General features: G+C 46.3%; 18 protein-coding genes. 4 read left to right on the plus strand and 14 right to left on the minus strand.

The genetic code is table 11. From position 1 onward, the window contains the following. Positions 1-957 precede the first annotated feature (957 nt). Together R7Q48_RS21110 and R7Q48_RS21115 are read left to right on the plus strand one after the other, a co-directional pair. The gene (locus tag R7Q48_RS21110) at positions 958-2,529 is read left to right on the plus strand and encodes an ABC-F family ATP-binding cassette domain-containing protein (RefSeq protein ID WP_206958411.1); all 1,572 of its coding nucleotides are present in this window, start codon (positions 958-960) and stop codon (positions 2,527-2,529) included. Further along, positions 2,526-3,683: an MFS transporter gene (locus R7Q48_RS21115; protein WP_206958409.1), complete on the plus strand. Its 1,158-nt coding sequence runs from the start codon at positions 2,526-2,528 to the stop codon at positions 3,681-3,683. The genes R7Q48_RS21110 and R7Q48_RS21115 overlap by 4 nt, the downstream gene beginning before the upstream one ends. A gap of 74 nt (positions 3,684-3,757) precedes the next feature. Here R7Q48_RS21115 and fis read toward each other — a convergent pair whose 3' ends face one another. The 9 genes from fis to R7Q48_RS21160 form a co-directional block, all read right to left on the minus strand. Then, positions 3,758-4,054 (minus strand): DNA-binding transcriptional regulator Fis, encoded by a 297-nt coding sequence (gene fis, locus R7Q48_RS21120; protein WP_000462885.1) that lies wholly within the window; start codon positions 4,052-4,054, stop codon positions 3,758-3,760. A gap of 23 nt (positions 4,055-4,077) precedes the next feature. After that, a complete protein-coding gene (gene dusB / locus R7Q48_RS21125; protein WP_005382505.1) occupies positions 4,078-5,046 on the minus strand; it encodes a tRNA dihydrouridine synthase DusB in 969 nt (322 codons plus the stop codon). 139 nt (positions 5,047-5,185) lie between these two features. Beyond that, a complete protein-coding gene (prmA, locus tag R7Q48_RS21130) occupies positions 5,186-6,073 on the minus strand; it encodes a 50S ribosomal protein L11 methyltransferase (RefSeq protein WP_047010245.1) in 888 nt (295 codons plus the stop codon). Positions 6,074-6,238: 165 nt separating this feature from the next. Then, positions 6,239-7,582 (minus strand): acetyl-CoA carboxylase biotin carboxylase subunit, encoded by a 1,344-nt coding sequence (gene accC, locus R7Q48_RS21135; protein WP_005382509.1) that lies wholly within the window; start codon positions 7,580-7,582, stop codon positions 6,239-6,241. A 14-nt stretch (positions 7,583-7,596) separates the two neighbouring features. Beyond that, on the minus strand, positions 7,597-8,058 hold the full coding sequence (gene accB / locus R7Q48_RS21140; protein WP_005386355.1) for an acetyl-CoA carboxylase biotin carboxyl carrier protein: 462 nt from the start codon (positions 8,056-8,058) through the stop codon (positions 7,597-7,599). A gap of 61 nt (positions 8,059-8,119) precedes the next feature. Beyond that, positions 8,120-8,569 carry a type II 3-dehydroquinate dehydratase gene (gene aroQ, locus R7Q48_RS21145; protein ID WP_005382360.1) on the minus strand — a complete coding sequence of 150 codons (450 nt, stop codon included), beginning with the start codon at positions 8,567-8,569 and terminating at the stop codon, positions 8,120-8,122. 303 nt (positions 8,570-8,872) lie between these two features. After that, the gene (acs, locus tag R7Q48_RS21150) at positions 8,873-10,825 is read right to left on the minus strand and encodes an acetate--CoA ligase (RefSeq protein WP_005386359.1); all 1,953 of its coding nucleotides are present in this window, start codon (positions 10,823-10,825) and stop codon (positions 8,873-8,875) included. Between the two features lie 237 nt (positions 10,826-11,062). Then, the gene (locus R7Q48_RS21155) at positions 11,063-11,692 is read right to left on the minus strand and encodes a 3'-5' exonuclease (RefSeq protein WP_005382363.1); all 630 of its coding nucleotides are present in this window, start codon (positions 11,690-11,692) and stop codon (positions 11,063-11,065) included. 33 nt (positions 11,693-11,725) lie between these two features. Continuing rightward, positions 11,726-13,552, minus strand: a complete 1,827-nt coding sequence (locus R7Q48_RS21160) for a DUF294 nucleotidyltransferase-like domain-containing protein (RefSeq protein WP_256903337.1) — start codon at positions 13,550-13,552, stop codon at positions 11,726-11,728. A 233-nt stretch (positions 13,553-13,785) separates the two neighbouring features. Between R7Q48_RS21160 and R7Q48_RS21165 the strand changes: the two genes are divergently transcribed. Both R7Q48_RS21165 and R7Q48_RS21170 read left to right on the plus strand, forming a co-directional pair. Beyond that, positions 13,786-14,973, plus strand: coding sequence for a 3-phenylpropionate MFS transporter (locus R7Q48_RS21165; RefSeq protein ID WP_054575308.1), 1,188 nt, complete (start codon positions 13,786-13,788; stop codon positions 14,971-14,973). A 153-nt stretch (positions 14,974-15,126) separates the two neighbouring features. Beyond that, positions 15,127-18,558, plus strand: a complete 3,432-nt coding sequence (locus R7Q48_RS21170; RefSeq protein ID WP_318132434.1) for a PAS-domain containing protein — start codon at positions 15,127-15,129, stop codon at positions 18,556-18,558. Between the two features lie 91 nt (positions 18,559-18,649). On the opposite strand, the gene R7Q48_RS21175 is transcribed toward R7Q48_RS21170, so the two are convergent. The 5 genes from R7Q48_RS21175 to R7Q48_RS21195 form a co-directional block, all read right to left on the minus strand. Next, positions 18,650-20,035, minus strand: a complete 1,386-nt coding sequence (locus R7Q48_RS21175; protein ID WP_176311193.1) for a class II fumarate hydratase — start codon at positions 20,033-20,035, stop codon at positions 18,650-18,652. Between the two features lie 17 nt (positions 20,036-20,052). Further along, positions 20,053-20,430, minus strand: a complete 378-nt coding sequence (locus R7Q48_RS21180) for a hypothetical protein (RefSeq protein ID WP_005382370.1) — start codon at positions 20,428-20,430, stop codon at positions 20,053-20,055. A 199-nt stretch (positions 20,431-20,629) separates the two neighbouring features. After that, positions 20,630-21,112, minus strand: coding sequence for a hypothetical protein (locus R7Q48_RS21185; RefSeq protein WP_005382371.1), 483 nt, complete (start codon positions 21,110-21,112; stop codon positions 20,630-20,632). 108 nt (positions 21,113-21,220) lie between these two features. Continuing rightward, a complete protein-coding gene (locus R7Q48_RS21190; RefSeq protein WP_005382372.1) occupies positions 21,221-22,948 on the minus strand; it encodes a sodium:solute symporter family protein in 1,728 nt (575 codons plus the stop codon). Positions 22,949-22,960: 12 nt separating this feature from the next. Continuing rightward, positions 22,961-23,224, minus strand: a complete 264-nt coding sequence (locus R7Q48_RS21195; RefSeq protein WP_005382373.1) for a DUF4212 domain-containing protein — start codon at positions 23,222-23,224, stop codon at positions 22,961-22,963. Positions 23,225-23,605 lie beyond the last annotated feature (381 nt).

Raw genomic sequence — 23,605 nt, forward strand, 5'->3', positions numbered from 1 at the left:
CGCGGGTTCGAGTCCCGTCCACTCCGCCACTTATATTAAGCCTCAGTCGAAAGACTGAGGCTTTTTTCGTTTTGGTTAACCGACTTACCTTAAACCCACTTTCATATTGAAACCTTGCATCGAGAGGTAGGCTTCCCTCTGGTTATGCTTTCTAAGCCCTGTCATGAGTGAAGTGGAACGCAGTTTTGTGTGGTTCCTGCAGTCTCGAGCGCTAGTTTTGAGCCCCTGTGCTTAACTTACCAAAGCTTCCTTTATTATTACCTGGAAAATTTATTCAATAGGTTATGTTATTTTCGGGGGAGATTTCTCTGCTTTAGATGTTTTGATTTAGCCATAGGCGCTTATTAATATAAACTCAGCGCATTTAAAACTTTCCAAACATGGATTTTGTTTTGTCGACCTATTTAAGCCAGTGTCTTAAAGTATATTCGCTACTTCTTCCCTCTAACCCTCTCCAACCTTCAAAGCCACCACTACGTACGTATAACGTGAGCGGTATAGGTGCTTTCATAGCTGTGTTTGCTGAGTAAGCAGTTCACCTGGTACATTGACTGAGGAAAAGTCTTCTTTCTGTGGACCTTCGTGTAAGTCACGATAGTTTTAATAATTATCTGGTACTTTTTATTCTAAAGGTGTACGCTTCACATCGAATATTTTTTCAACAGTAAATCATGTTATATCTCTTGTTTAAAAGCTTTGTAAGAAGGCTGAACTCCATGCAAAAAACGCGATGAAGTGTTGCTCGGAGTCTTAAATTAATCTTCATCAGGTGTTTTATGTGTGGGTAGCTTCGCTGAAGTTATACGCAGGAGCTTGTACACCTGATAAAAGAGAAGAGATGGCCGGTGATATTTCATCATCGGCCTTTTTGTATCTGTTAAGCAGCTACAAAGCATTACCCAGTATTGAAATAAGGGCCGGTATTGATCACCGGCCCTTTTTTATTTGGTTGAAAACATGAGTATTTTACAAGTTAAAAATTTGTCTTATCAGATAGCTGATAAGACGTTATACAACAACGTGACCTTTCGTATTAACGTGGGAGAGAAAATAGGTATCACCGGAGCGAATGGTGTTGGAAAAAGCACCTTATTGAAACTGCTTTTCGGTGAATTATCTGCAGATAAGGGCTGCATTGAATGGTTACCAAACCTTGAGGTGGGGTATTTAGAACAACATTTTAAGATCGATAATGTGCTGACAGTTCATGAGTATTTAAAGGGCTCTTTTGAGAGTTTATACGCTGCAGAGCAAAAGCTTTGGACTTTGTATCATGCGATGACCGAGTCTCACTCTACATCTCTTTTAAGCCAAGTCGCTCGGCTACAGGCATATTTAGAAGATGAAGACTTCTATGCAATTAATACCAAAATTGAACGAGTTGCTGTAGGTCTTGGTATTTATCAATTTGGCTTAGATACACCGCTTGTCTCGCTAAGTGGCGGTCAAAGACACAAAGTCCTTTTAGGCAGGTTGTTACTTCGCAACCCCGATGTGTTAATTCTTGATGAGCCGACAAACTATCTTGATGCTCCGCACATTGAATGGCTAGTCGCGTTTCTCAATGATTACACTGGCACTGTTTTACTGGTTTCTCATGACATTGACTTCCTTAATCAAGTAGCGACCAGTATTTGTGATATTGATTATCAAACGGTCCGAAAATACAGCGGCACTTATGTCAAAGCAATGCAGCAAAAGCATCACGACGGTGCTTTGTTAGAAAAGCAATATAAGGCTCAGCAAAATGAAATTCGAAAGTTAGAGCAATTTATTGCCAAAAATGGCGCTGGAGTTAACGCGAGTCTTGCTAAAGGGCGTAAGAAAAAACTGGATAAAATCGAACGTATTCAACTGAATAATGTAGAGAAAGTATCGATGTTTGACTTTGCTTACCAGCCCATTGGGCAACCGAATGTGATTGACGCAAAAGCGTTGATGATCGGTTATCAGCAGCCTCTGCTTCCAGTATTTGATATCACGTTAGCGCGCGGGGAAAAGTTGGTTGTTGCTGGCTTTAACGGCGTAGGTAAGTCGACCTTACTTAAAACCCTGATGGGGGAGATCGAGCCACTCTCTGGTGAGGTGGTATTGGCAAAAGGTGCAATGATTGGTTATTTTTCTCAAGATTTGTCTTGGCGCCATCCTCAGAACACGCCTGAACAGGAGCTGTGCTCTTGTGCGCCAACAATCTCAAGCAAAGAGTCACGCAAGCTATTAGCTCGCTTTGGGATCACGGGGGATAAGACGCAGCGCCACTTAGATACATTGAGCGGTGGTGAGCAAACTCGGGTGAAACTGTGTTGTTTATCGGTTCAGAAATGCAATGTTTTGCTGTTGGACGAACCAACAACACATTTGGATAGCAGCAGCAAAAATGCGCTTAAAGAGGCTCTCCAGCGCTTTTCCGGTAGCGTGATTGTGGTATCTCATGAGAAGGCATTTTTGCAATCTTGGCCTGATAGAGTTTTAGATATTTCGTTGCTCACTTGTGCTGAATCGAAAACAGAACAGGAGGTGGAGCTATGATGCAGTCCATGATCCTATTTCTCGTTGCTTTTCTTGTTGGTGCTGATGAGTTGATGCTTGGATCTATTCTTGAACCTATCGGAAATGATTTAAGTGTTCAACCGAGTCAGGTGACCTTATTTATTACGGCATATAGTTTAGCCATAGCAATTTTCGCTCCTTACTTGGGCCGTTTATCAGACCGAGTTGGGCGTATTCGAATCATGGTGCCTGCTTGCTTTGTATTTGGGGTTGCGTCTATTACGACGGGCATAGTTCATGATTTTGAACTTGCTATTGCAACTCGAGTGATCACTGGTATTGCAAGTGCAGGCATGTTGCCAATTGCATTCGCGTTAGCGGGAGACGCGAAGGGTAATAGAGCGATGCGTCAAATTGTGATGGTTCAGGCGGGATTAACGCTAGGTATGATAACCAGCCCGGCGATCGGAGCATTGTTGACCCAGCTTTTATCATGGCGTGCCGCTTTTATTATTTTGGGCGTTGCGGCTCTTCTTGTCAGTGCCATGATCGTAGTGTTCATGAACAACAAGCATAATGAGTCCAAGAAGTCAGATACTCTGCCACCTATCGCAGACGTCATTCATCTTCCAGGCGCGTTGAGAGCGATTCTAGCGATGTGTTTAGGCCTAGGGGGAGGTATTGGTGTATTTAACCTGATAGGCCTTCATATTCGAGATACCAGCGATTTGGCGCTCGGTTGGGTGGGCGCTATTTATGCAGCTCTAGGGATCGTGAGTGTGGTTGGAAATATGTGCGTGGCGAGAGCTTATCGCTGGCTTGGTAGCTCTCGAGCCGTTATGCGAGTGGCCTTAATGGTGTGCATACCTTGCAGTGCATGGGTGTTCTCAAATGAGATGAGTACGGTGACCGCTTATCTTCCAGCTCTAGTGCTCTGGTCTCTCGCTGGAGGGGTTGGTTCTCCGGCATTACAAGCACATATCGCAAGCTTATCTGATGAATATCGAGGTGTGTTAATGTCTTTTGGAATGAGTATGATGCACTTTGGTGTCGCGATTTGGTCTGCCTTGGCGGGCTTCGCGTATTCTATAGGCAATGAATGGGTCGCTTTCGTGGCTTTGCTATTGTTTGGCTCAGCAGTAGTTATCTTAAAGCCAGTTGGTAATACTGAACAAAGTGAGCGTTATTCGTAGTGTTTTAGTAGATAAAGAAAAGCCGTTACCTAAAAAGGTAACGGCTTGTTCCAAATACTTTTTGAAAAACGGTCTTAGTTCATGCCGTATTTCTTAAGTTTCTTGCGAAGAGTACCGCGGTTGATACCCATCATAGTTGCTGCGCGAGTTTGGTTACCGCGAGTGTACTGCATGATAGTATCTAGTAGTGGCTGTTCAACTTCAGCTAGAACTAATTCGTATAGTTCTGTTACTTCCTGGCCGTTTAGTTGAGCAAGGTAGTTTTTAAGAGACGCTTTAACAGAGTCACGTAAAGGCTTCTGAGTAATCTGGTCTTGTGACGTTACTGTAGTTACTGTTAATGCTTCTGAAGTCAGATTTTGTTCGAACATATTCGGTCTAGCTCTTCTCTTAATTATGATGCAACGTTATCAAAATAACCTTCTAACGCCTCAATTTGCAGCGGAGCTGCGTCGATAGCGTTGAAGGTACGGCGAAACTCACTTGCCTGTTCATGCTCTTTCAGGTACCACCCAACGTGCTTGCGCGCGATACGTGGACCTAAGAACTCCCCATAAAACTCATGCAGAGCATTTACATGACCAAGCATAATGGTTTTCACTTCCTCAGTTGGAAGTTCCTCCATTGTGGTGCCGTTTTCCAAATAGTGATGGATTTCCTGGAAAATCCAAGGACGACCCTGGGCAGGGCGTCCAATCATTAAAGCGTCTGCACCGGTGTACTCCAGTACAAATTTGGCTTTCTCCGGGCTATCGATATCACCGTTCGCGATAACCGGAATTGAAATCGCCTCTTTTACCGCTTTAATGCTGTCATATTCGGCCTCACCTTTGTACATACATGCTTTCGTTCTGCCATGCAGAGCAAGAGCTTGTATGCCGCAGTTTTCGGCTAATTTAGCGATCTGGACACAGTTCTTGTTGTCTGTATCCCAGCCAGTTCGAGTCTTTAACGTTACAGGAACGTCCACTGCATTCACGACCGCTTTCAAAATCTCTTCGATAATGTTTGGGTATTGAAGCAGAGCAGAGCCCGCTAGCTTCTTATTCACTTTTTTTGCCGGGCAGCCCATGTTGATGTCGATGATTTGTGCACCGTTCTCAACACTGAATTGAGCTGCGTCCGCCATAAGCTGTGGATCGGAACCCGCAATCTGTACAGAGCGAATGCCCGATTCGCCCTCGTGTACCATGCGCTGTTTCGACTTTGACGTTCCCCATAGTTTTGGGTTAGCAGACATCATTTCACTGACGGCCATTCCCGCACCATAGCGAAGACACAACTCGCGAAACGGTCTATCCGTTACACCAGCCATAGGGGCTACGATTAGATTGTTCTTAAGTTGATAGTTTCCGATTTTCAAAACGTCATCACAGTTCTGTACCAGCAAGGGCGCGCATTTTACGCATTTTTTCACTGCGTGAAAAGACTAATATTTGAGCATTTACAAATTGTTTTTGTAAATTGTATAAATTTCAAACAATTAGCTCTGAAAACCTTGTCTAGCCTTGCTTACGACCAGAGATGCGACACCATTCACTTTGCTCAACAATTGGGTCAATGTGAAGCTCGTCACGGTAATAGTTCGCAACATCTTCAGCTTGAGTGTCTAATACGCCGGACATAGCGAGGTCGCCATTTGGCTTAACTAGTCCTTTGATGATAGGTGCAAGTTCACGTAAAGGTCCTGCAAGGATGTTGGCCACAACGACGTCAGCGACGAGACCTTCAGGTTGATTTTGCGGTAAGTAAACTTCTAGTTTGTCTGCAACGCCATTACGCTCAGCATTGTCTTTTGAAGCAAGCAGGGCTTGAGGATCAATGTCGATCCCTATCACTTTTTCAGCGCCCAGTTTGATCGCTGCGATCGCAAGAATACCTGAGCCACAACCGAAGTCGATAACGGTCTTACCGCTTAAGTCCATGCTTTCTAGCCACTCAAGACAAAGTGCTGTTGTAGGGTGAGTACCCGTACCGAATGCAAGGCCTGGATCCAACATAACATTAACAGCGTCAGGATCTGGAATGTCGCGCCAGCTTGGACAAATCCATAGGCGTTCACCAAATTTCATTGGGTGGAAGTTTTCCATCCATTCGCGTTCCCAGTCTTTATCTTCAAGCTGTTCTACTTTGTAAGCAAAATTGTCAGCCAGCATGTTGCTCGCTTTAACTTGGTCGATGATGAAGTTAGTGTCTGCTTCTGCATCATACAGTGCCAGAATATCAGTATCGCCCCATAAGCGAGTTTCGCCAGGTAGAGGTTCGAATACAGGTGTATCCTGCGCGTCTAAGAATGTAACAGACAGCGCGCCAGTCTCTTCCATTAGCATATCGCCGATTTGCTCAGCGTTTTCATTGGTCGCGTTGAGTTTGATTTGAATCCAAGGCATTGGTTTTTGCTCTTAAAGTGAATGAAGTGGCGCAGAGTTTACCAGAACTCTACGATTTGTTTGAGTATATACCCAAATAAGCCGACTTATATGTTGAGCCGTTCGCGTACATATAAAACAAAAATGCCCACGGGAGTGGGCATTTTTTAAGACGTTTGCTTAGGCTTATTGTAAGCCAAGCTTCTTCTCTAGGTAGTGGATGTTTGCACCACCGTGTTGGAAGTTTTCGTCATTCATAATGGAGAACTGCAGTGGCACGTTAGTTTTGATGCCTTCGATGATCATCTCACCCAGTGCGTTTTTCATACGTGCAATCGCTACATCACGGTTCTCACCGTAAGTGATCAGTTTACCAATCATTGAATCGTAATGAGGTGGAACTGTGTAGCCTGTGTAGATATGAGATTCCCAACGTACACCCATACCGCCAGGAGCGTGGAAACGCTCGATCTTACCCGGAGATGGTAGGAAGCGCTCAGGGTCTTCTGCGTTGATACGACACTCAATCGCATGACCACGGATCTTAATATCATCTTGAGTGAATGACAGAGGCTGACCCGCTGCAACGCGAAGCTGTTCTTTGATTAGGTCGATGCCAGTAACCATCTCTGTTACTGGGTGCTCTACCTGAATACGAGTGTTCATTTCGATGAAGTAGAACTCACCGTTCTCGTATAGGAATTCAAACGTACCTGCGCCGCGGTAACCGATCTCGATACATGCACGAGTACAGCGTTCACCGATGTACTTACGCATTTCTTCGGTGATACCAGGTGCTGGAGCTTCTTCCACTACTTTTTGGTGACGACGTTGCATTGAACAGTCACGCTCACCAAGGTGGATTGCGCCGCCTTGACCGTCAGCAATAACCTGAACTTCAACGTGACGAGGGTTTTCTAGGAATTTCTCCATGTAAACCATGTCATTGTTGAACGCCGCTTTTGCTTCAGCACGTGTCATTGCAATGGCTTGGATAAGGTCTTTCTCTGCGCGAACAACACGCATACCACGACCGCCGCCGCCGCCAGATGCTTTGATGATTACTGGGTAACCAATGCGCTTAGCAAATGCTTTGTTTTTCTCTTCGTCATTGTCTAGAGGGCCGTCAGAACCCGGTACACAAGGAACGCCTGCTTTCTTCATTGCATTGATAGCAGATACTTTATCGCCCATTAGGCGGATAGTGTCTGCCTTTGGACCAACGAAGATGAAACCACTGCGCTCAACTTGCTCTGCGAAGTCTGCGTTCTCAGACAGGAAGCCGTAACCTGGGTGGATAGCCACAGCGCCAGTCACTTCAGCTGCAGAAATGATGCGTGGAATGTTTAGGTAGCTGTCGATACCACGAGCAGGGCCGATACATACGGTTTCGTCTGCGAGTAGTACGTGCTTAAGATCGCGGTCAGCTGTCGAGTGAACAGCGACGGTCTTAATACCTAATTCTTTACAAGCGCGAAGAATACGAAGTGCAATTTCACCTCGGTTCGCGATGACTACTTTGTCTAGCATAAGGCAAGCCCCGCTTATTCGATTACAACAAGAGGTTGGTCGAATTCAACTGGTTGGCCGTCTTCAGCTAGGATTGCTGTAACAACGCCAGATTTGTCCGCTTCGATTTGGTTCATCATTTTCATTGCTTCAACAATACATAGAGTATCGCCAGCATTTACTTTCTGACCCACTTCTACGAATGCTTTAGAGTCTGGGCTTGGAGAGCGGTAGAAAGTACCAACCATTGGAGAAAGAACTTGGTGACCTGCAGGTGTTGCTGCTGGAGCTTCTGCTGCTGGCGCTTCCGCTACTGGTGCCGCTGCTACTGGAGCAGGTGCCGCCGCTGGAGCTGCTGCGTAGTGAATTGGTGCTTGAGGGGCTGCAGTGCCATGACGGCTGATGCGCACTGACTCTTCACCTTCAGAGATCTCTAGCTCAGCAATGCCAGACTCTTCAACTAACTCAATTAGCTTCTTGATTTTACGAATATCCATCTTTTCTTTCTCTTTTATCTTGTGATTAAGACAACCCTCGTAGGGTTGCAGAGTGTTAGGGTTACTTTGCCTGTAGCTTATTGATCGCTGCAGACAGAGCAAATTCATAACCTTGTGCGCCTAAACCGCAAATCACACCCTCTGCTTTATCTGACAGGTAAGAGTGATGACGGAATGGTTCACGTGCGTGCACATTTGATAAGTGCACCTCAATAAATGGGATGGCGACGCCAAGTAATGCATCTCGCAGCGCCACACTAGTATGAGTGAAAGCCGCTGGATTGATGATGATGAAGTCAATCTTGCCATAGGCAGCGTGAATGGCTTCAATCAGTTCGTACTCACGATTTGATTGTAGGTGTTCCAGTTCTACCCCAGCATTATGGGCTTGCTCTGTAAGAGTATCCACAACTTGAGCTAAGGTACTGTGACCATAGTGTGTCGGTTCGCGCAGACCCAATAGATTAAGATTTGGTCCGTTTAGAACAAGAATCCGTGACTTTGCAGACATTGTGTTGCTATCTTCCCTTATCGTGAGTGGAACGTTTATATTCCCAAATATACGATAGTTCAGCACGATTTTTTTGTTAAAACCGAGCAAATTTTAAAAAATCGACCAAGATTATAGCTAATTCATAGCAATTAGCAGCAATTTACTGGTCTAATCTCCTAATAGCCACTCTCGTTTCTGTAACCAAGTTAACAAAAACAACATAATTGCCATATTTTTTGTGTGGCCAATTTGTGCACTAAAGCAAAAAACCGCCATGAGTGATGGCGGTTTTTAAAGTGCTTTTAAAACAGTTGGTTGAATTTATGCCAATTCTGCTTTCTCTGCGATAAGTTTATCTACAACGCTCGGATCGGCAAGCGTTGATGTGTCTCCGAGGTTGCTAGTATCACCCGTTGCAATTTTACGCAGGATTCGACGCATGATCTTACCAGAACGAGTCTTCGGTAAGGAATCCGTCCAGTGCAGTACATCTGGTGTTGCAATTGGACCAATTTCTTTACGCACCCAATCTTTCACTTCTTTGTGTAGCTCTGCTGACGGGAATTCACCATCGTTCAAGGTAATGTAAGCGTAGATAGCTTGGCCTTTGATATCATGCGGAATGCCCACAATAGCGGCCTCAGCAATTTTATGATGTGCGACAAGAGCCGATTCTATTTCAGCGGTACCCATGCGGTGACCCGACACGTTTAGTACGTCATCAACACGGCCCGTGATCCAGTAGTAACCGTCTTCGTCACGACGAGCTCCATCACTAGTAAAGTACATTCCCTTGAAGGTTGAGAAGTAGGTCTGTTCAAAGCGCTCGTGGTCGCCATAAACAGTACGCATCTGACCTGGCCATGAATCAAGGATCACCAAGTTACCTTCTGCTGCGGTTTCTTCAATGATGTTGCCCATGTTATCAACCAGTGCAGGTTGGACTCCGAAGAATGGTCGAGTTGCTGAGCCTGGTTTTAAGTCTGTTGCGCCTGGTAGTGGTGCAATTAAGATACCGCCGGTCTCTGTTTGCCACCAAGTATCAACGATAGGCGAGCTCTCGTTACCAATCGTTTTGTAGTACCACTCCCACGCTTCAGGGTTGATAGGCTCACCTACTGAACCCATCACACGTAAGCTTGAACGAGATGTCCCTGCTACCGCTTCGTTACCTTTTGCCATTAGTGCACGAATAGCGGTTGGCGCAGTGTAGAGAATGTTCACTTGGTGCTTATCAACCACTTCACTCATACGAGCCGTGCTTGGGTAGTTTGGAACACCTTCAAACAGAATGGTTTTGGCCCCGTTCGCTAGTGGACCATAAATTAGGTAAGTATGGCCTGTAATCCAGCCCACATCCGCGGTACACCAGAAGGTTTCACCTGGTTGATAATCGAAGACATATTTAAAGGTCATTGCCGCGTAGACGAGGTAACCGCCTGTAGTATGTAGTACGCCTTTAGGTTTACCTGTCGAGCCAGATGTGTAGAGGATGAACAGCGGGTCTTCGGCTTTCATCTCTTCTGGTGGGCAAACGTCAGAAACGTTGGCTGTTGCTTCGTGCCACCAAACATCACGGTGTTCATGCCATTCAACATCACCACCTGTACGTTTAAGCACGACGACTTTATTGATGGTTTTTACGTCTGGGTTGGTTAGTGCTTCATCCACGTTCTTTTTCAGTGGAACAGCGCGTCCGCCACGTACGCCTTCGTCTGCGGTGATCACGACTTTAGCGTCAGAGTCGATGATACGGCCGGATAGCGCTTCTGGTGAGAAACCGCCAAATACTACGGTGTGAACCGCACCAATACGGGTACAAGCGAGCATAGCCACTGCAGCTTCTGGCACCATTGGCATGTATAGACACACCACGTCGCCCTTGCGTACGCCTTGCTCTTTCAATGCGTTGGAGAATTTACACACTTCTTTGTGCAGTTCGTTGAAAGTGAGTGTTTTGTCGTCGGCTGGATCATCGCCTTCCCAAATGATGGCGACGTCGTCCCCGTGTTCTGCGAGATGACGGTCAATACAGTTAGCCGAGACGTTCAGTGTGCCATCTTCAAACCAGCGAATATCAACATGGCCAGTGTCGAAAGAAGTGCTTTTTACTTTGGTGAAAGGTTTGATCCAATCAACGATTTTGCCGTGTTCGTTCCAGAAGCCCTCTGGATCGGTTACCGACTGCTGATACATGGCTAAGTAAGTATCATTATCCGCGTGTGTATGAGTTTTAATATTTTCTTTTACCGGATAAACGTGGGCTTCGCTCATGGCTTCTCTCCTTGTGCCTTATTTCTCGGCCTTACACCAATCTAGATAAGATTTTGAATATATTTTTGTAGGGCTGTTTTTTGGTTCTAAATAACTTGGTCGTGGTAATGACGACGTTGTGCTTATAACTGTCAGTCACCGCGCGTATTTCCACAATTAGACTTTAGGATGAGAGTGATGGAAGCGCCGGGAAATCGCTGAAACAAAAGCATTTCTGGGAGCTAGGTCAACTGATTTTTATGTATACGGCGCGGTTAGGTTGGGTAAATCGCCTTTCGTTAAGCGGACAAAGACCAAAGCGGCAGAAATCGCGTCTTGCAAGGCGTCGTGTTTGTCTTGGATAGGAAGTTCGAGGTGTTTACAAATGGCATCCAGACTTAAGTCGAAATAGGCATTCGGCAAATGTCGTTCCAACTTATCGTGGTAAATCTGACTGACTTCGATCAGTGGGTTAGGAAGTGGGAAGCCAAGTTGCCGCAGACAAGCAAGGTCTAAGATCTTTTTATCGTAACGAATGTGATAGCCCACAAGTGGTCGGTTGCCGATAAAGTCGAGCAGCTCGAGCAGCGCCTCTTTTTCACTGATGCCATCGACTAAGTCTTGGTGGCGAATTCGATGGATCTTGACCGAGCCTGAGTCGAGCGATTGCGGCGCGCGTAAGCGGACTTCAAATGGTTGACTGGTGATGATGCGGTTGTCGATGATCTTGGTGGCTGCAATAGTCACCAGCTCGGCGCGATTTGGGTCAAGGCTGGTGGTTTCGCAGTCAAGAGAGACGTATTCTGTTTTATCTGGCGTGCAAAACAGCGACTGATAAGGCGAACCTTTCAGTTTGTAGTGCCAGTATTTGCGTTGTAACCAGTTCATTGCCTACGCCTCTGTGATTTATGAAAATCAGGGTTAATCACGAATTTGATAATGGAAGCCTAAAAATTGCTTAAATTTCTTCACCACATGTAAGCTGTGGCGAAGCAAATCACGCTCAGTTCTATCCAGTTGTTTAATATCAATGTTATTCAACGCTTCTTGCTTTTTGAGTTGCTGGTTAAGGCGAAGTTTAAAGAACAATTTTAGTGCTTCGTTGAGATTATCTGCTGTTTCGGGTTCTAAGATGCGCTTATTTCTCAGAGCTTCAATGCGCTCAAACGTGTTCTTCTCCTCAATGGCATATTCCAAAGACAAGGTGCGAATGCCGTGTACAATTGGGAAAATACCGCCGCGTTTAATGTCCAATCCGTCTTTAGCACTTTTTACGTTGCCAAATAGAGTTAGGGGCACCGAAAACTGCAAGGCAGGGCGAGTAAAGTCAGACAATATCAACATGCGATCTTTCATTGTGTCACGAAGATGCACCGCAATTGGAGCCAGCAGCTCGCAATTCCCAGCAACAGCATGGGCGTCACTGAAAATGGCTAAGTCCATGATTTGTTGTGGTTCGGCTTTAGCTATCCAGTGGTTTAGGGTGCTTATCCATTCTTGCTGTGTTTTGACCCATTTCGGGTTGTTAACCATCACTTTACCAGGGCAAAGTGGATAACCGAGCTGTTGTAGGGTGTGTGTGAAGGATTGCATCACTTGTTCGCAATGAGGCCATTCCAGACCATCTTGAATAATCAGGGCATTGTCTTGATCGGTTTTGAGAATTTGCTCTCCTCGGCCTTCAGAGCCGAGTACGATCAAGCAACAATGGTCGTGCAAGGCTGGTGGTATTACTAACTCGAACGCTTTCTCGATAATTTGCTCGTTTACGGCTGAGATCAGCTCCATGATGAAGCGAGTGCGGATGCCGTTTTTCAATAAGCTCTCGACCAATTGACGTTGGCGGTTTGAGGCCAAAGCGAGCTCTTCCACGCTGCTTGCTCGAGCAATACTGAGCGTTAACACGTGAGAGTGGGTTGAGAACGCGCTAAGAATTTGGGTCATATCCAGCATGCCGACGGCTCTGTTGCCTTCACATACCATGAGGCGTTTCATTCTGTTTCTGGTCATTGTGATCATGGCGTTGAATAGAAAGTCACCATCATCAACGTGATAAACAGGAAAGCTCGCGATCTCACCCACTGGTGTGTCGAGCGCGCAACCATCCAACATCACAGAATGCAGCATATTAGTACGAGTCACTATTGCGTACGGGTGGGCTGATGGCCATTTTTCCAATCGTGGATCATCGCCATGGAGTTGAACCAATGCAGCGTCAATCCCATTTTCTTTTAAGGAACGTGTTACCTCGTTAATTGGTGTATTTGGTTCGAGGATCATCGGTGGGTGATAAATGCTGCGGTCAACTTTAGTGAGAATAAACTCCGCTAAGTTTTGCTGTTGATGGGCCGCTTCGATGAGCTCTTGCCGTTTCGATAAATTGTTATCGAAATAGGCTGCAAACTGGCCATTTTCGTTGTAAAGGGCAAGGAAAATTTCTTTCGGCAGTAGGTAAGAGAGCGTGTCCTCAAGCGCGATGTAGTGATGACGTACCTTGTCTTCAAGTAACGAGCGTACATCGAACATATCGTCGTTGGCATAATGTGCGAACACTTCCTGTTGATCGTTGGAGCGCTCTTCTACCGCGCCTTTGATCAGAATATGTAAGTGGGGGTTCTTCTGTCCGCAGGATAAAATAACATCTCGAGCTCGATAGTAGGCGACGTCCAGAGACGATCGCAGTCGCGTTTGTTGTGCTTCAGTTAAGCGATCGAACGGTGGAGATTGCATGTTAAATTTGTCAGGCATGAGAACACCCAATAATGATGGAAGGAACACTCTCTAAGTCTGACAAATTTCTTACCGGAAGCCAGACGACTTTGGTCTAAATTACGATGTTTTCGTTTGAAGATGCCAAATGTCGCAAAGTTAGTATTCCATCGAGGAAACGATAAGTTTCTTATTCTTCCCTTTTTATAATACGCATGGCGATCCATAATTCCCGGCTCGAACGTTGGTGTTCCCGTTTTAGGATATTAGTAATGTTGAAACCTTCTCCGTATGGCTGGATTTCCCAGTACTTTCTCGGATTCTTCTTTGCGTATGGCGTGTATCTGCCATTTTGGTCACTTTGGTTTAAGGATCAGGGCGTATCTTCGACAGATATCGGTTTGCTGGTCGGGTTAGGCCTTGCGACACGTTGTGTTGCCAATATCGTGATCACCCCACGAGTACACAAAGTCGAACATCTTATGCCTGCTTTACGTTGGTTGAGTTTCGCTGCCCTCCTTTTTGTTGGATTTCACTTTTTTACGGGTGGTAGCTTTTGGTTAATGGCACTAGCGACAGTGTTGTTCAATCTTTGTTGTGGACCGATTATTCCGTTGTCGGACGCGATGGCAAATTACTACGCTCGCCTGAAAATGCTCGATTATGGCCGCACGCGGCTATGGGGTTCGATCGCCTTTATCGCAGGCTCGACGGTAGTGGGCTACCTGGTGGCTGAATTTGGCTCCGATATGATCTTGTACACTGCGATGTTCGGCGTGTTTATCTCGTTGCTGTTTGCTATGCGACCGACTAACCCAATGCCTGTAACGCACGGTGGGCAAAGCGCAGAACGTCCAAAGCTGACCGCTCTTTTGACCGACAAGCCGATACTAAAATTCTTAGTGTTGGTGTCACTAATTCAGGGCAGTCATGCGGCTTACTACGGCTTTAGTGCGATTCACTGGAAGGCCGCTGGTCACTCGGAAGATGTCATTGGCTACTTATGGAGCTTGGGGGTGGCCGCAGAAGTGGCAGTGTTTGCACTGAGTAAGCGTTTATTCGTAGGTTGGTCAATACGCGCGCTGTTTATTGCTGCTGCCGTTGGTGTAATGATGCGTTGGGGTATTACGGCGTCGACAACATCAATTATTGCTTTGGTGATTGTTCAACTATTGCATGGTGTGACTTTCGCTACCGCACACATTGCCGCGATCCAATATATCCAAAACTCCGAAGAAAATAAGATCGTAGCGTTGCAAGCGTTGTATAACGCGATTCCGTTGGGCGCATTTATCGCGTTAATGACCGTATTGAGTGGCTGGGGTTATGAGCACTGGGGACCGCTTGTGTTCTGGGGCATGGCCGCGATGGGGTTATTGGCTCTGTTCATCAAGCTTGATTCGCAAGACCCACATCAGGTGGTTGATGTATCAGACAAGCCACTTGAAACACAGAATTAGACTTATGTAACAAAGGTTAAAAACTAAGCTTTGTCTCCGTTATCAAAGCAGTGTTAAATGAAACCTCTCCCTCATGGAGAGGTTTTTTTATTCTCTTGCTTTAAAAGTAGCAAGAAAGGCAAGAAAGGCAAGAAAGGCAAGAAAGGATATCGGATGCAAGGATGGCTGGTGGTTCCCGTTTCTTTAGCGTATTTGGGAGCTTTATTTATCATCGCGTGGTACGGCGACATTCAGAAAAGGTGGCTAGCACGCTGGCGGCCTTGGATTTATAGCCTTTCCATTGCGGTGTACTGTACATCATGGACCTTCTACGGCACGGTCGGGCAGGCCAGCAGTAATCCTTGGTCTTTCTTGCCCATCTATATTGCTCCCATTTTAGTGTTTACCATCGGATGGCGCGTTTTAGCTCGGCTTATTTTGATTGCTAAACGGGAACACATCACGTCGATTGCTGACTTTATCGGAGCACGCTACGGTAAATCCCAAGGTTTGGCCGTGGTTGTTACGCTCATAGCGGTTGCGGGAATTTTGCCGTACATCGCTTTACAGCTGCGTGGTATCACTATGGGGCTTGAAATTATTGCTCCGGAGCTGGCTACTGATTTTGGTTATCAAAACGATAGCGTGTCGTGGTTTGTTGTGGTCGCATTGGCGATTTTTACGATGCTATTCGGTACCCGCCACATTGATAACACGGAACACCATCGTGGGATGATGATGGCAATTGCCTTCGAATCCATTATCAAACTGCTGGCTTTTTTAGTGGTCGGTGTCTTCATTGTTTGGTTGGCGATGAACACCGAGAGTTTGAGCTTACTTGATGTTGCCGCGCAGACGTATCAGTCACCAAATATCCCGACTATATTGATTCATACTGTACTGACCATGCTGGCGATCGTTTGCCTTCCGCGACAATTCCATACGATGGTGGTGGAAAATGAACGTGCTCAAGATTTGCACGTGGCTCGTTGGTTGTTCCCCATTTATCTGATCTTAATGGGGATTTTTGTTTTACCTATTGCGTGGGTAGGGCAAGGCCTCTTGAGTGGCGCTTCGCCTGATACTTATGTCATCAGTGTGCCGATGTCGGTCGGGGCGAGTGAAATCGCCTTGCTTGCGTTTCTAGGCGGTACTTCAGCGGCAAGCGGCATGGTTATCGTATCGACGATTGCCTTAGCGATCATGGTCTCGAATGACTTGGTTATGCCATTGCTATTGCGTCGCATGCGACTGACGCAGCGTAACCACCACCATTTTTCTGAATTATTACTGCGGATCCGCCGTGGTTTGATTTTAGTTTTGTTGATTGGCGCGTGGTGTTTCTATCAAGCGTTGGACACCATTCATTCACTTTCTGCTATCGGCTTTCTCTCGTTCGCGGCTATCACGCAATTTGCTCCTGCGCTGGTTGGCGGTATGTATTGGCGTCAAGGGAATAAGAAAGGTGTGTATGTTGGCCTCGCGGTGGGTTTTGCTACCTGGTTGATTACGTTAATGAGCCAAACAGACATGCTTGCCGGAGACGCCAGTAATAACTTCCTGATCTGGTTGATTACGCCACCAGAGGTATTGGCTAGTTTTGATATCGCGATTTCAGATTGGGGGATGATCCTCAGTGTGGTCGCTAATGCAGTGTGTTTTGTTGTGGTTTCTATGGCTACCCGACCAAGCCTAAGTGAGCGCTTACAATCGGCATCATTCGTTGGTACACCGCTGCCTGAAAGCGAAAATATGAGCCTGTACCAGAGCCGCGTTACGGTTGCGGAACTGGAAATGCTAGCGTCCAGATTTGTCGGACGAACGCGAGTTAAAGCGGCGTTTCAAGCCTACTGGAGCCAGCAACGAGAAGAGTTAATGCCGAATCAGCAAGCGCCATCTTCTCTGATTCGGCATACGGAGCGTGTGCTAGCAGGGGTATTTGGTGCATCTTCTGCTAAGTTAGTACTTACTTCCGCTCTGCAAGGAAGAAACATGCAGCTTGAAGAGGTGGCGACTATCGTCGATGAAGCCTCTGAACTGTACGATTTTAGTCGGGGTTTACTCCAAGGCGCGATTGAGCATATTGGACAAGGTATTGCGGTCGTCGATAAGCAACTACGCTTGGTAGCGTGGAACCAACGCTATTTAGAACTCTTTGAATTTCCGCCAGGCCTGATTCAAGTAGGTCGACCGATTGCGGATGTGATTCGGCACAATGCAGAGCAGGGGTTGTGTGGCCCTGGTGACCCTGATGACCACGTTCGTCGCCGTGTTTATCACCTTGAGCAAGGGACTCGGCACACCTCTTCTCGGGTTCGTCCCGATGGTCGCGTGATAGAGGTGCAAGGTAACCCAATGCCAGGTGGTGGCTTTGTGATGAGCTTTACCGACATCACCGTATTCCGTGATGCAGAGCAAGCACTGAAAGACGCCAACGAGACATTGGAAGAAAGGGTACGTCTGCGGACTCGAGAATTAGAACAACTTAACAAGCAGCTGGTGGAAGCGACGCAGCGCTCGGATTTGGAATCGAAATCCAAATCACGGTTCTTGGCGGCAGTAAGCCATGACTTGATGCAACCGCTCAACGCGGCGCGTCTATTCGCTTCTTCACTATCGGAAGTCGCCAAAGACAGCGAAGCCAAAAAGCTGTCAGCACACATTGAAAGTGCTTTAGAGGCTGCCGAAGACTTAATTGGAGATTTGCTGGATATCTCGCGTTTGGAATCGGGCAAGTTGGAAGTCAACGTGCATGGCTTTGCGTTAAATGATGTGTTATCGAATTTGAATGCTGAGTTTAGTGCGTTAGCCAAACCGCAAGGTATAGAGTTCACCATGATTCCGTCCTCACTCATGGTTAAGTCGGATCCCAAACTGCTGCGCCGTGTGGTGCAAAACTTCCTGACCAATGCGTTTCGTTATAACCCGAATGGCAAAGTCGCACTCGGTGTTCGCCGCGTGAAAGGGCGAGTGCGTATTGATGTATGGGATAATGGAGTGGGGATTGAAGAAGAGAAGCAGCAAGAGATTTTTGAAGAGTTTAATCGCGGAACTCAAGTTCGTTCCGACCAAGGTCTCGGACTTGGTTTGGCGATTTCGAAAGGAATTGCTCAGGTACTTGGGCATGAAATTTCGATGCGCTCTTGGGTTGGAAAAGGCAGTGTTTTTTCCATCACCCTAGATAAAGCTGATCATGTTCAGCCTCATCCAGTTCACGTGGCAATGAGTAAGCAATCTGAACTTGGTCATCTGAGAATCCTATGTGTCGATAATGAGCCTGACATTCTAGTCGGCATGGAAAACTTACTTTCCCGATGGGGCTGCGATACACGAGTTGCGATTGATTTAGTTGAAAGTCTACAAGCGCTTGAGGATGGTTGGATTCCGGATGTAATTTTCTCCGATTACCGACTTGATGATGGTCGTACTGGTTTAGAAGTGCTACAGCAATGCCGCCTGAGATTAGGCCACAGCTTTGAAGGCGTCATCATCAGTGCAGATCGTACCGATGATATGCTTGATGGCATCAAAGCAAATGGGTTCAGCTTTATTGCTAAGCCAGTTAAGCCGCTTAAGCTGCGTTCGGTGCTCAATCGAGTCGCTTAGGATTGGAGTGTTTGAAAAATCGCTATAAAAAGAGACCTCCGAATGGAGGTCTCGATGTTTGTAATCTTAGTTGATAGGCTGAGTTTGCCGCTTATTCTGCGACGCCGCCTTGAGTCAGTTTGGCTGGATTAAGTAATCGCTCTAGTGTGGCTCTATCCAAATCAGTTTCTTCTTCCGCGACATCAATAATCGCGCGTCCCTGTTTGTAGGCTTTTTTCGCGACTTCTGCCGCTTTTAGGTAACCAATGACCGGGTTGAGAGCCGTGACCAAAATAGGGTTTTTGGCGAGTGCTACATCCAAGTTATCTTGGCGAACTTCAAACGTCGCAATGGCTTTGTCAGCTAAAGCGGTTGCGCTGTTAGAGAGTAACTCGACGCTCTCCAATACGTTATGAGCAATAACTGGCAGCATGACGTTAAGCTGGAAGTTGCCCGCTTGGCCTGCGACGGTAATGGTGGTGTCATTACCAATGACTTGCGCTGATGCCATAGCTGCGGCTTCTGGGATCACAGGATTTACTTTGCCAGGCATGATGGAAGAACCCGGTTGCAAGCCTTGTAATTCAATCTCACCTAAACCAGCCAATGGGCCTGAATTCATCCAACGAAGATCGTTTGCGATCTTCATGATCGCAACTGCTGCTGTTTTGAGCTGTCCCGACAGAGCGACGATCGCATCTTGACTGCTTAAATTGAAAAAGAAGTTATCACTGGCCGTGAACTGAATACGAGTTGACTGGGTTAGGTTGCTAGCGAATAAGTCTGCAAAGCGTGGATCGGCATTGATCCCCGTTCCAACCGCCGTACCACCTTGGGCTAAGGCTTTTACAGCAGGAAGAGCTTGTTCAATCGCTTGTTTTGCATGCTCGATTTGGAACTGCCAACCGCCAAGTTCTTGAGCAAAGGTAATTGGCATCGCGTCCATTAAGTGGGTGCGACCGGTTTTTACAACATCTTTCAATGCTTGCTGTTTAGACTCTAGTGTTTGGCTGAGGTGTGACAGGGCCGGGAAGAGCTGTTTTTCGATGGCTAATGCTGCGCTAACTTGAATGGCCGTTGGTACCACATCGTTGCTGCTTTGCCCCATGTTGACGTGATCATTAGGGCTGACAGTGCCGCCTAGATGCTGGGAGGCCAGTGTTGCAATTACTTCATTCGCATTCATATTTGAGCTAGTGCCAGATCCCGTTTGGAACACGTCAATTGGGAATTGCTCAATATGATTGCCTTCGATAATTGCTTGAGCTGCGTCAGCAATCGCGTTGGCAATATCTCCCTCAAGCAGCCCTAGCTGTGCGTTGGTGAGTGCCGCAGTCTGCTTGATGTGTGCTAACGCTTTGATAAAACCAGATGGCATTTTATGTTGACTGAATGAGAAGTTATCGACGGCGCGTTGAGTCTGGGCTTGGTAGAGAGCATCTGCAGGGACCGTTACTTCGCCCATACTGTCAGTTTCTATGCGGAATTCGGTGCTCATGGTAGGGATCCTTTTGGTTAATCGAGTGAGATTTGAATCAGGCGTAATTGTTGTTGTAGTGCGAGAAATTTCACGTCGCCTTGTTCAAACTGGTAGTAATAGCGTTTGAGGCAAAATAATGGCGTATGGATAGAATCGAGACAGACACGACGGAAGATACGACTGCGAGTTGAGTCTTGAATTGCGTCTAGTAAATGGAAATAAACCTGACGTAAAAACAGCTCACACAACAATAGATTTTCTTCATCGGCATCGTGTTCATAACAGGAAGACAACACCATTCCCCAATGAATATAGTCATGAATCACGTCTGGCTCAAAGCCATGTGGTGCGGCGAGAAGGAATCTATCTTGGGCTTTAAAAAATGCGTTAAAGATGTCCCGTTTGTTGTCCATAACCACCTCTCATTGAATGTAATGATAATTATTATCAATTAACTTGTGGGTTGGCAACCCTTTTTAGAGTAAGAGGTTGTTGAAGAAAGACTTACGGAAACAAAAGCCGACGCAAAGGCGTCGGCTGAGTAGGAATTCATTTATGCTGAGTGAAACTAAGTCACTGTCGTTTGAAGACCGGTGAATTAGCTTGTCAGCGTTATTCAGTAAATAAGGTTTCGTACTTCACAAATGCGGTTTGCGTTTCACCATAATACAGTGTGCCGCCTGATTGAATGACGACTCTTAACCAGCTTTCTGCAGATGCAGGCTTTGGTAAGGTGATGTACCAGCTTTGGCCTGCTTGATCGGCGGGCTTCATATCAATCGGTTGAGCGTTTTTCTCTTTGTCACTCACAATAGAAACTTTAACCCCTTCGAGTGGGTAAGCGGCGTTGAGTGACAATTCTAAGTTATTTTTAGTGAGTTTTTCCGAGCGAAATTTCACTTTAAAATCGCCATTTTCCATATCACACAGACCGCTGGTGTAACGACAATTAGACTTACTCGCGAGTTTGTAAGTTTCCCCTTCTTGCGCCGCGTGGGGCTTCTCGCTGAGGGCCATATCGGTACCGAAGTAAGCGATCAAAGAGAGAACTGGCGCAATCAGTAGAGCGAGAATAAAGTGCTTGTTTTTGAACATCTTGGCTTCCTTGCAACGACATACTGCGAATATGGTAACTGAAAAGTGAGAATAAAAAAGCCCCGGACGGCTGGTTCCAAACGGGGCTTTTGTGGTTTTGATTAGTTTTTAGTGATCCACTGCACTACCAGCACCTACTGGCACGCGAACGTGTTCGACTAGGTCTTTTACTTCTTGTGGCGTTTCTGCTGTTACTTTGGATACAGCGAATGCGACGATGAAGTTAAATAGTGCGCCAATAGCACCAAACGCGTTTGGCTCAATACCCAGGAACCAGTTTGTTCCCCAGCTTTCTAGATATTTCCAATCAGCAACGAAAAGGATGCCTTTGTGTTGGAATACGTAGAACAGCGTAATACTGATACCCGCAATCATACCGGCGATTGCGCCTTCTTTGTTGATGCTCTTGCTGAAGATGCCCATCATCAATGCAGGGAAGATGGATGAAGCGGCAAGACCAAAGGCGAGTGCTACCGTACCTGCGGCAAATCCAGGCGGATTTAAACCGAGATAGCCTGCGGCTGCTATCGCTACTGCCATTGATATTCGACTAGCAAGTAGCTCTTTTTTCTCGGATATGTTCGGATTGATAACCCCTTTGATTAAGTCATGGGAAATAGCTGAAGAAATGGCGAGTAGTAAACCTGCTGCGGTAGATAGTGCAGCTGCAAGACCACCTGCTGCCACAAGTGCAATCACCCAGTTTGGTAGTTTAGCGATCTCTGGGTTAGCCAATACCATGATGTCGTTATCAACGCGCAGTTCGTTGGTGGACGCATCTGAAGTGTATTGGATATTGCCATCGCCATTTTTATCGTCAAAACCGAGTAGTCCAGTTGTTTCCCAGTTTTTGAACCACGCAGGACGCTCGTCATACGCTAGGTGTTGACCCGGAGCTGGATTTACCGTATTCATTAGGTTGAGGCGAGCCATCGCTGATACCGCTGGTGCAGTAGTGTAAAGGATTGCGATGAAGATCAGAGCCCAGCCTGCTGATGTACGTGCGTCGCGAACCTTCGGCACGGTAAAGAAACGGATAATTACGTGTGGTAGACCGGCAGTACCAATCATCAGTGACATGGTGTAGACAAACATATTAAGTGTGTCGCCACGTACTTGGGTCGTGTATTCACTGAATCCGAGTTCGGTCACCACTTGGTCAAGCCGATCGAGTAGATAGACATCGGTACCAGCCATGGTACTCCCCAGACCAATTTGTGGGATTGGGTTACCAGTGAGTTGCAGAGAGATAAAGATTGCAGGGATAGTGTAAGCAAGAATGAGTACGCAATATTGAGCAATCTGCGTGTAAGTGATGCCTTTCATGCCGCCAAGAACCGCGTACATGAAAACGATACACATACCAATTAATAGGCCGGTGGAGTAATCCACTTCTAAGAAGCGACCAAACGCAACACCTACGCCTTTCATCTGACCGATAACATAAGTCACTGATGCGATGATAAGACAAACAACCGCTACGATACGTGCGGTATTGGAGTAAAAGCGTTCACCAACAAACTCTGGCACCGTAAACTTCCCAAATTTGCGTAGGTAAGGTGCTAGCAACAGCGCAAGCAGAACGTAACCACCAGTCCAACCCATTAGAAATACTGAGCCGCCATAGCCCATGAAGGCAATTAAGCCTGCCATTGAGATAAACGACGCTGCGGACATCCAATCGGCTGCGGTTGCCATACCGTTTGCAATCGGGTTTACACCGCCACCAGCGACATAAAACTCTTTGGTTGAGCCGGCGCGAGCCCAAATAGCAATCCCGATGTACAGGATGAACGTGGCGCCAACGACCAGGTAGGTAATAGTTTTCAAATCCATCTGAGTGACTCCTTATTCGTCCACGCCGAATTCACGGTCAATTTGGCGCATCTTCCATGCGTAATAGAAAATAATTCCTAGGAAGGCATAGATGGAGCCTTGTTGAGCAAACCAGAAACCGAGTTTGTAACCGCCTAGTTGAAATTGATTTAGTACGTCGACAAATAAGATGCCGCAGCCGAAAGACACGACGAACCAGATGACCATTAGGCCGATCATGAGCTTCACGTTTTTGTCCCAATAGGCTTTGGCTCTTTCTTCGCTTTCAAATGCCATTGCCGTCTCCTTACGATTGGTATTGTTGTTAATGAAATGTTTCAATGTGTACATTAGCAAGGTGTTGGCAATAACTCTTTTCAACTTTAGTCGGGGTGTTAAAAATGAAGAATCCCCATGCTATGGGCTTTTGCAGCGAACAAAGGGGCAAAATGTTATGTTAATAAACTGTTAAGTTAGCCAAAGGTCTAAAGGTTGATTGGATAAACAAGCATGATTAAGACTGGCCATTAATCTTTTCTTCATTGAACTTGGAGATGCTGTGTAAATATTGGTGGTGATCTTGTGGCTCTTAAAGAGAGAAGGCGTAGATAAGAAAGCTCTCAAGTAATTTATTTACATAAAGTTTTCGCATCAAATCACCGTTTTAACGCACAATAA

Source organism: Vibrio sp. 378, from assembly GCF_033339435.1.

What these genes read in the sequence shown, in the direction of transcription:
- R7Q48_RS21110 (WP_206958411.1), top strand. Translation starts at nt 958, where the DNA reads ATGAGTATTTTACAAGTTAAAAATTTGTCTTATCAGATAGCTGATAAG.
- R7Q48_RS21115 (WP_206958409.1), top strand. Translation starts at nt 2,526, where the DNA reads ATGATGCAGTCCATGATCCTATTTCTCGTTGCTTTTCTTGTTGGTGCT.
- fis (WP_000462885.1), bottom strand. Translation starts at nt 4,054, where the DNA reads ATGTTCGAACAAAATCTGACTTCAGAAGCATTAACAGTAACTACAGTA.
- prmA (WP_047010245.1), bottom strand. Translation starts at nt 6,073, where the DNA reads ATGCCTTGGATTCAAATCAAACTCAACGCGACCAATGAAAACGCTGAG.
- accC (WP_005382509.1), bottom strand. Translation starts at nt 7,582, where the DNA reads ATGCTAGACAAAGTAGTCATCGCGAACCGAGGTGAAATTGCACTTCGT.
- accB (WP_005386355.1), bottom strand. Translation starts at nt 8,058, where the DNA reads ATGGATATTCGTAAAATCAAGAAGCTAATTGAGTTAGTTGAAGAGTCT.
- aroQ (WP_005382360.1), bottom strand. Translation starts at nt 8,569, where the DNA reads ATGTCTGCAAAGTCACGGATTCTTGTTCTAAACGGACCAAATCTTAAT.
- acs (WP_005386359.1), bottom strand. Translation starts at nt 10,825, where the DNA reads ATGAGCGAAGCCCACGTTTATCCGGTAAAAGAAAATATTAAAACTCAT.
- R7Q48_RS21155 (WP_005382363.1), bottom strand. Translation starts at nt 11,692, where the DNA reads ATGAACTGGTTACAACGCAAATACTGGCACTACAAACTGAAAGGTTCG.
- R7Q48_RS21160 (WP_256903337.1), bottom strand. Translation starts at nt 13,552, where the DNA reads ATGCCTGACAAATTTAACATGCAATCTCCACCGTTCGATCGCTTAACT.
- R7Q48_RS21165 (WP_054575308.1), top strand. Translation starts at nt 13,786, where the DNA reads ATGTTGAAACCTTCTCCGTATGGCTGGATTTCCCAGTACTTTCTCGGA.
- R7Q48_RS21170 (WP_318132434.1), top strand. Translation starts at nt 15,127, where the DNA reads ATGCAAGGATGGCTGGTGGTTCCCGTTTCTTTAGCGTATTTGGGAGCT.
- R7Q48_RS21175 (WP_176311193.1), bottom strand. Translation starts at nt 20,035, where the DNA reads ATGAGCACCGAATTCCGCATAGAAACTGACAGTATGGGCGAAGTAACG.
- R7Q48_RS21180 (WP_005382370.1), bottom strand. Translation starts at nt 20,430, where the DNA reads ATGGACAACAAACGGGACATCTTTAACGCATTTTTTAAAGCCCAAGAT.
- R7Q48_RS21185 (WP_005382371.1), bottom strand. Translation starts at nt 21,112, where the DNA reads ATGTTCAAAAACAAGCACTTTATTCTCGCTCTACTGATTGCGCCAGTT.
- R7Q48_RS21190 (WP_005382372.1), bottom strand. Translation starts at nt 22,948, where the DNA reads ATGGATTTGAAAACTATTACCTACCTGGTCGTTGGCGCCACGTTCATC.
- R7Q48_RS21195 (WP_005382373.1), bottom strand. Translation starts at nt 23,224, where the DNA reads ATGGCATTTGAAAGCGAAGAAAGAGCCAAAGCCTATTGGGACAAAAAC.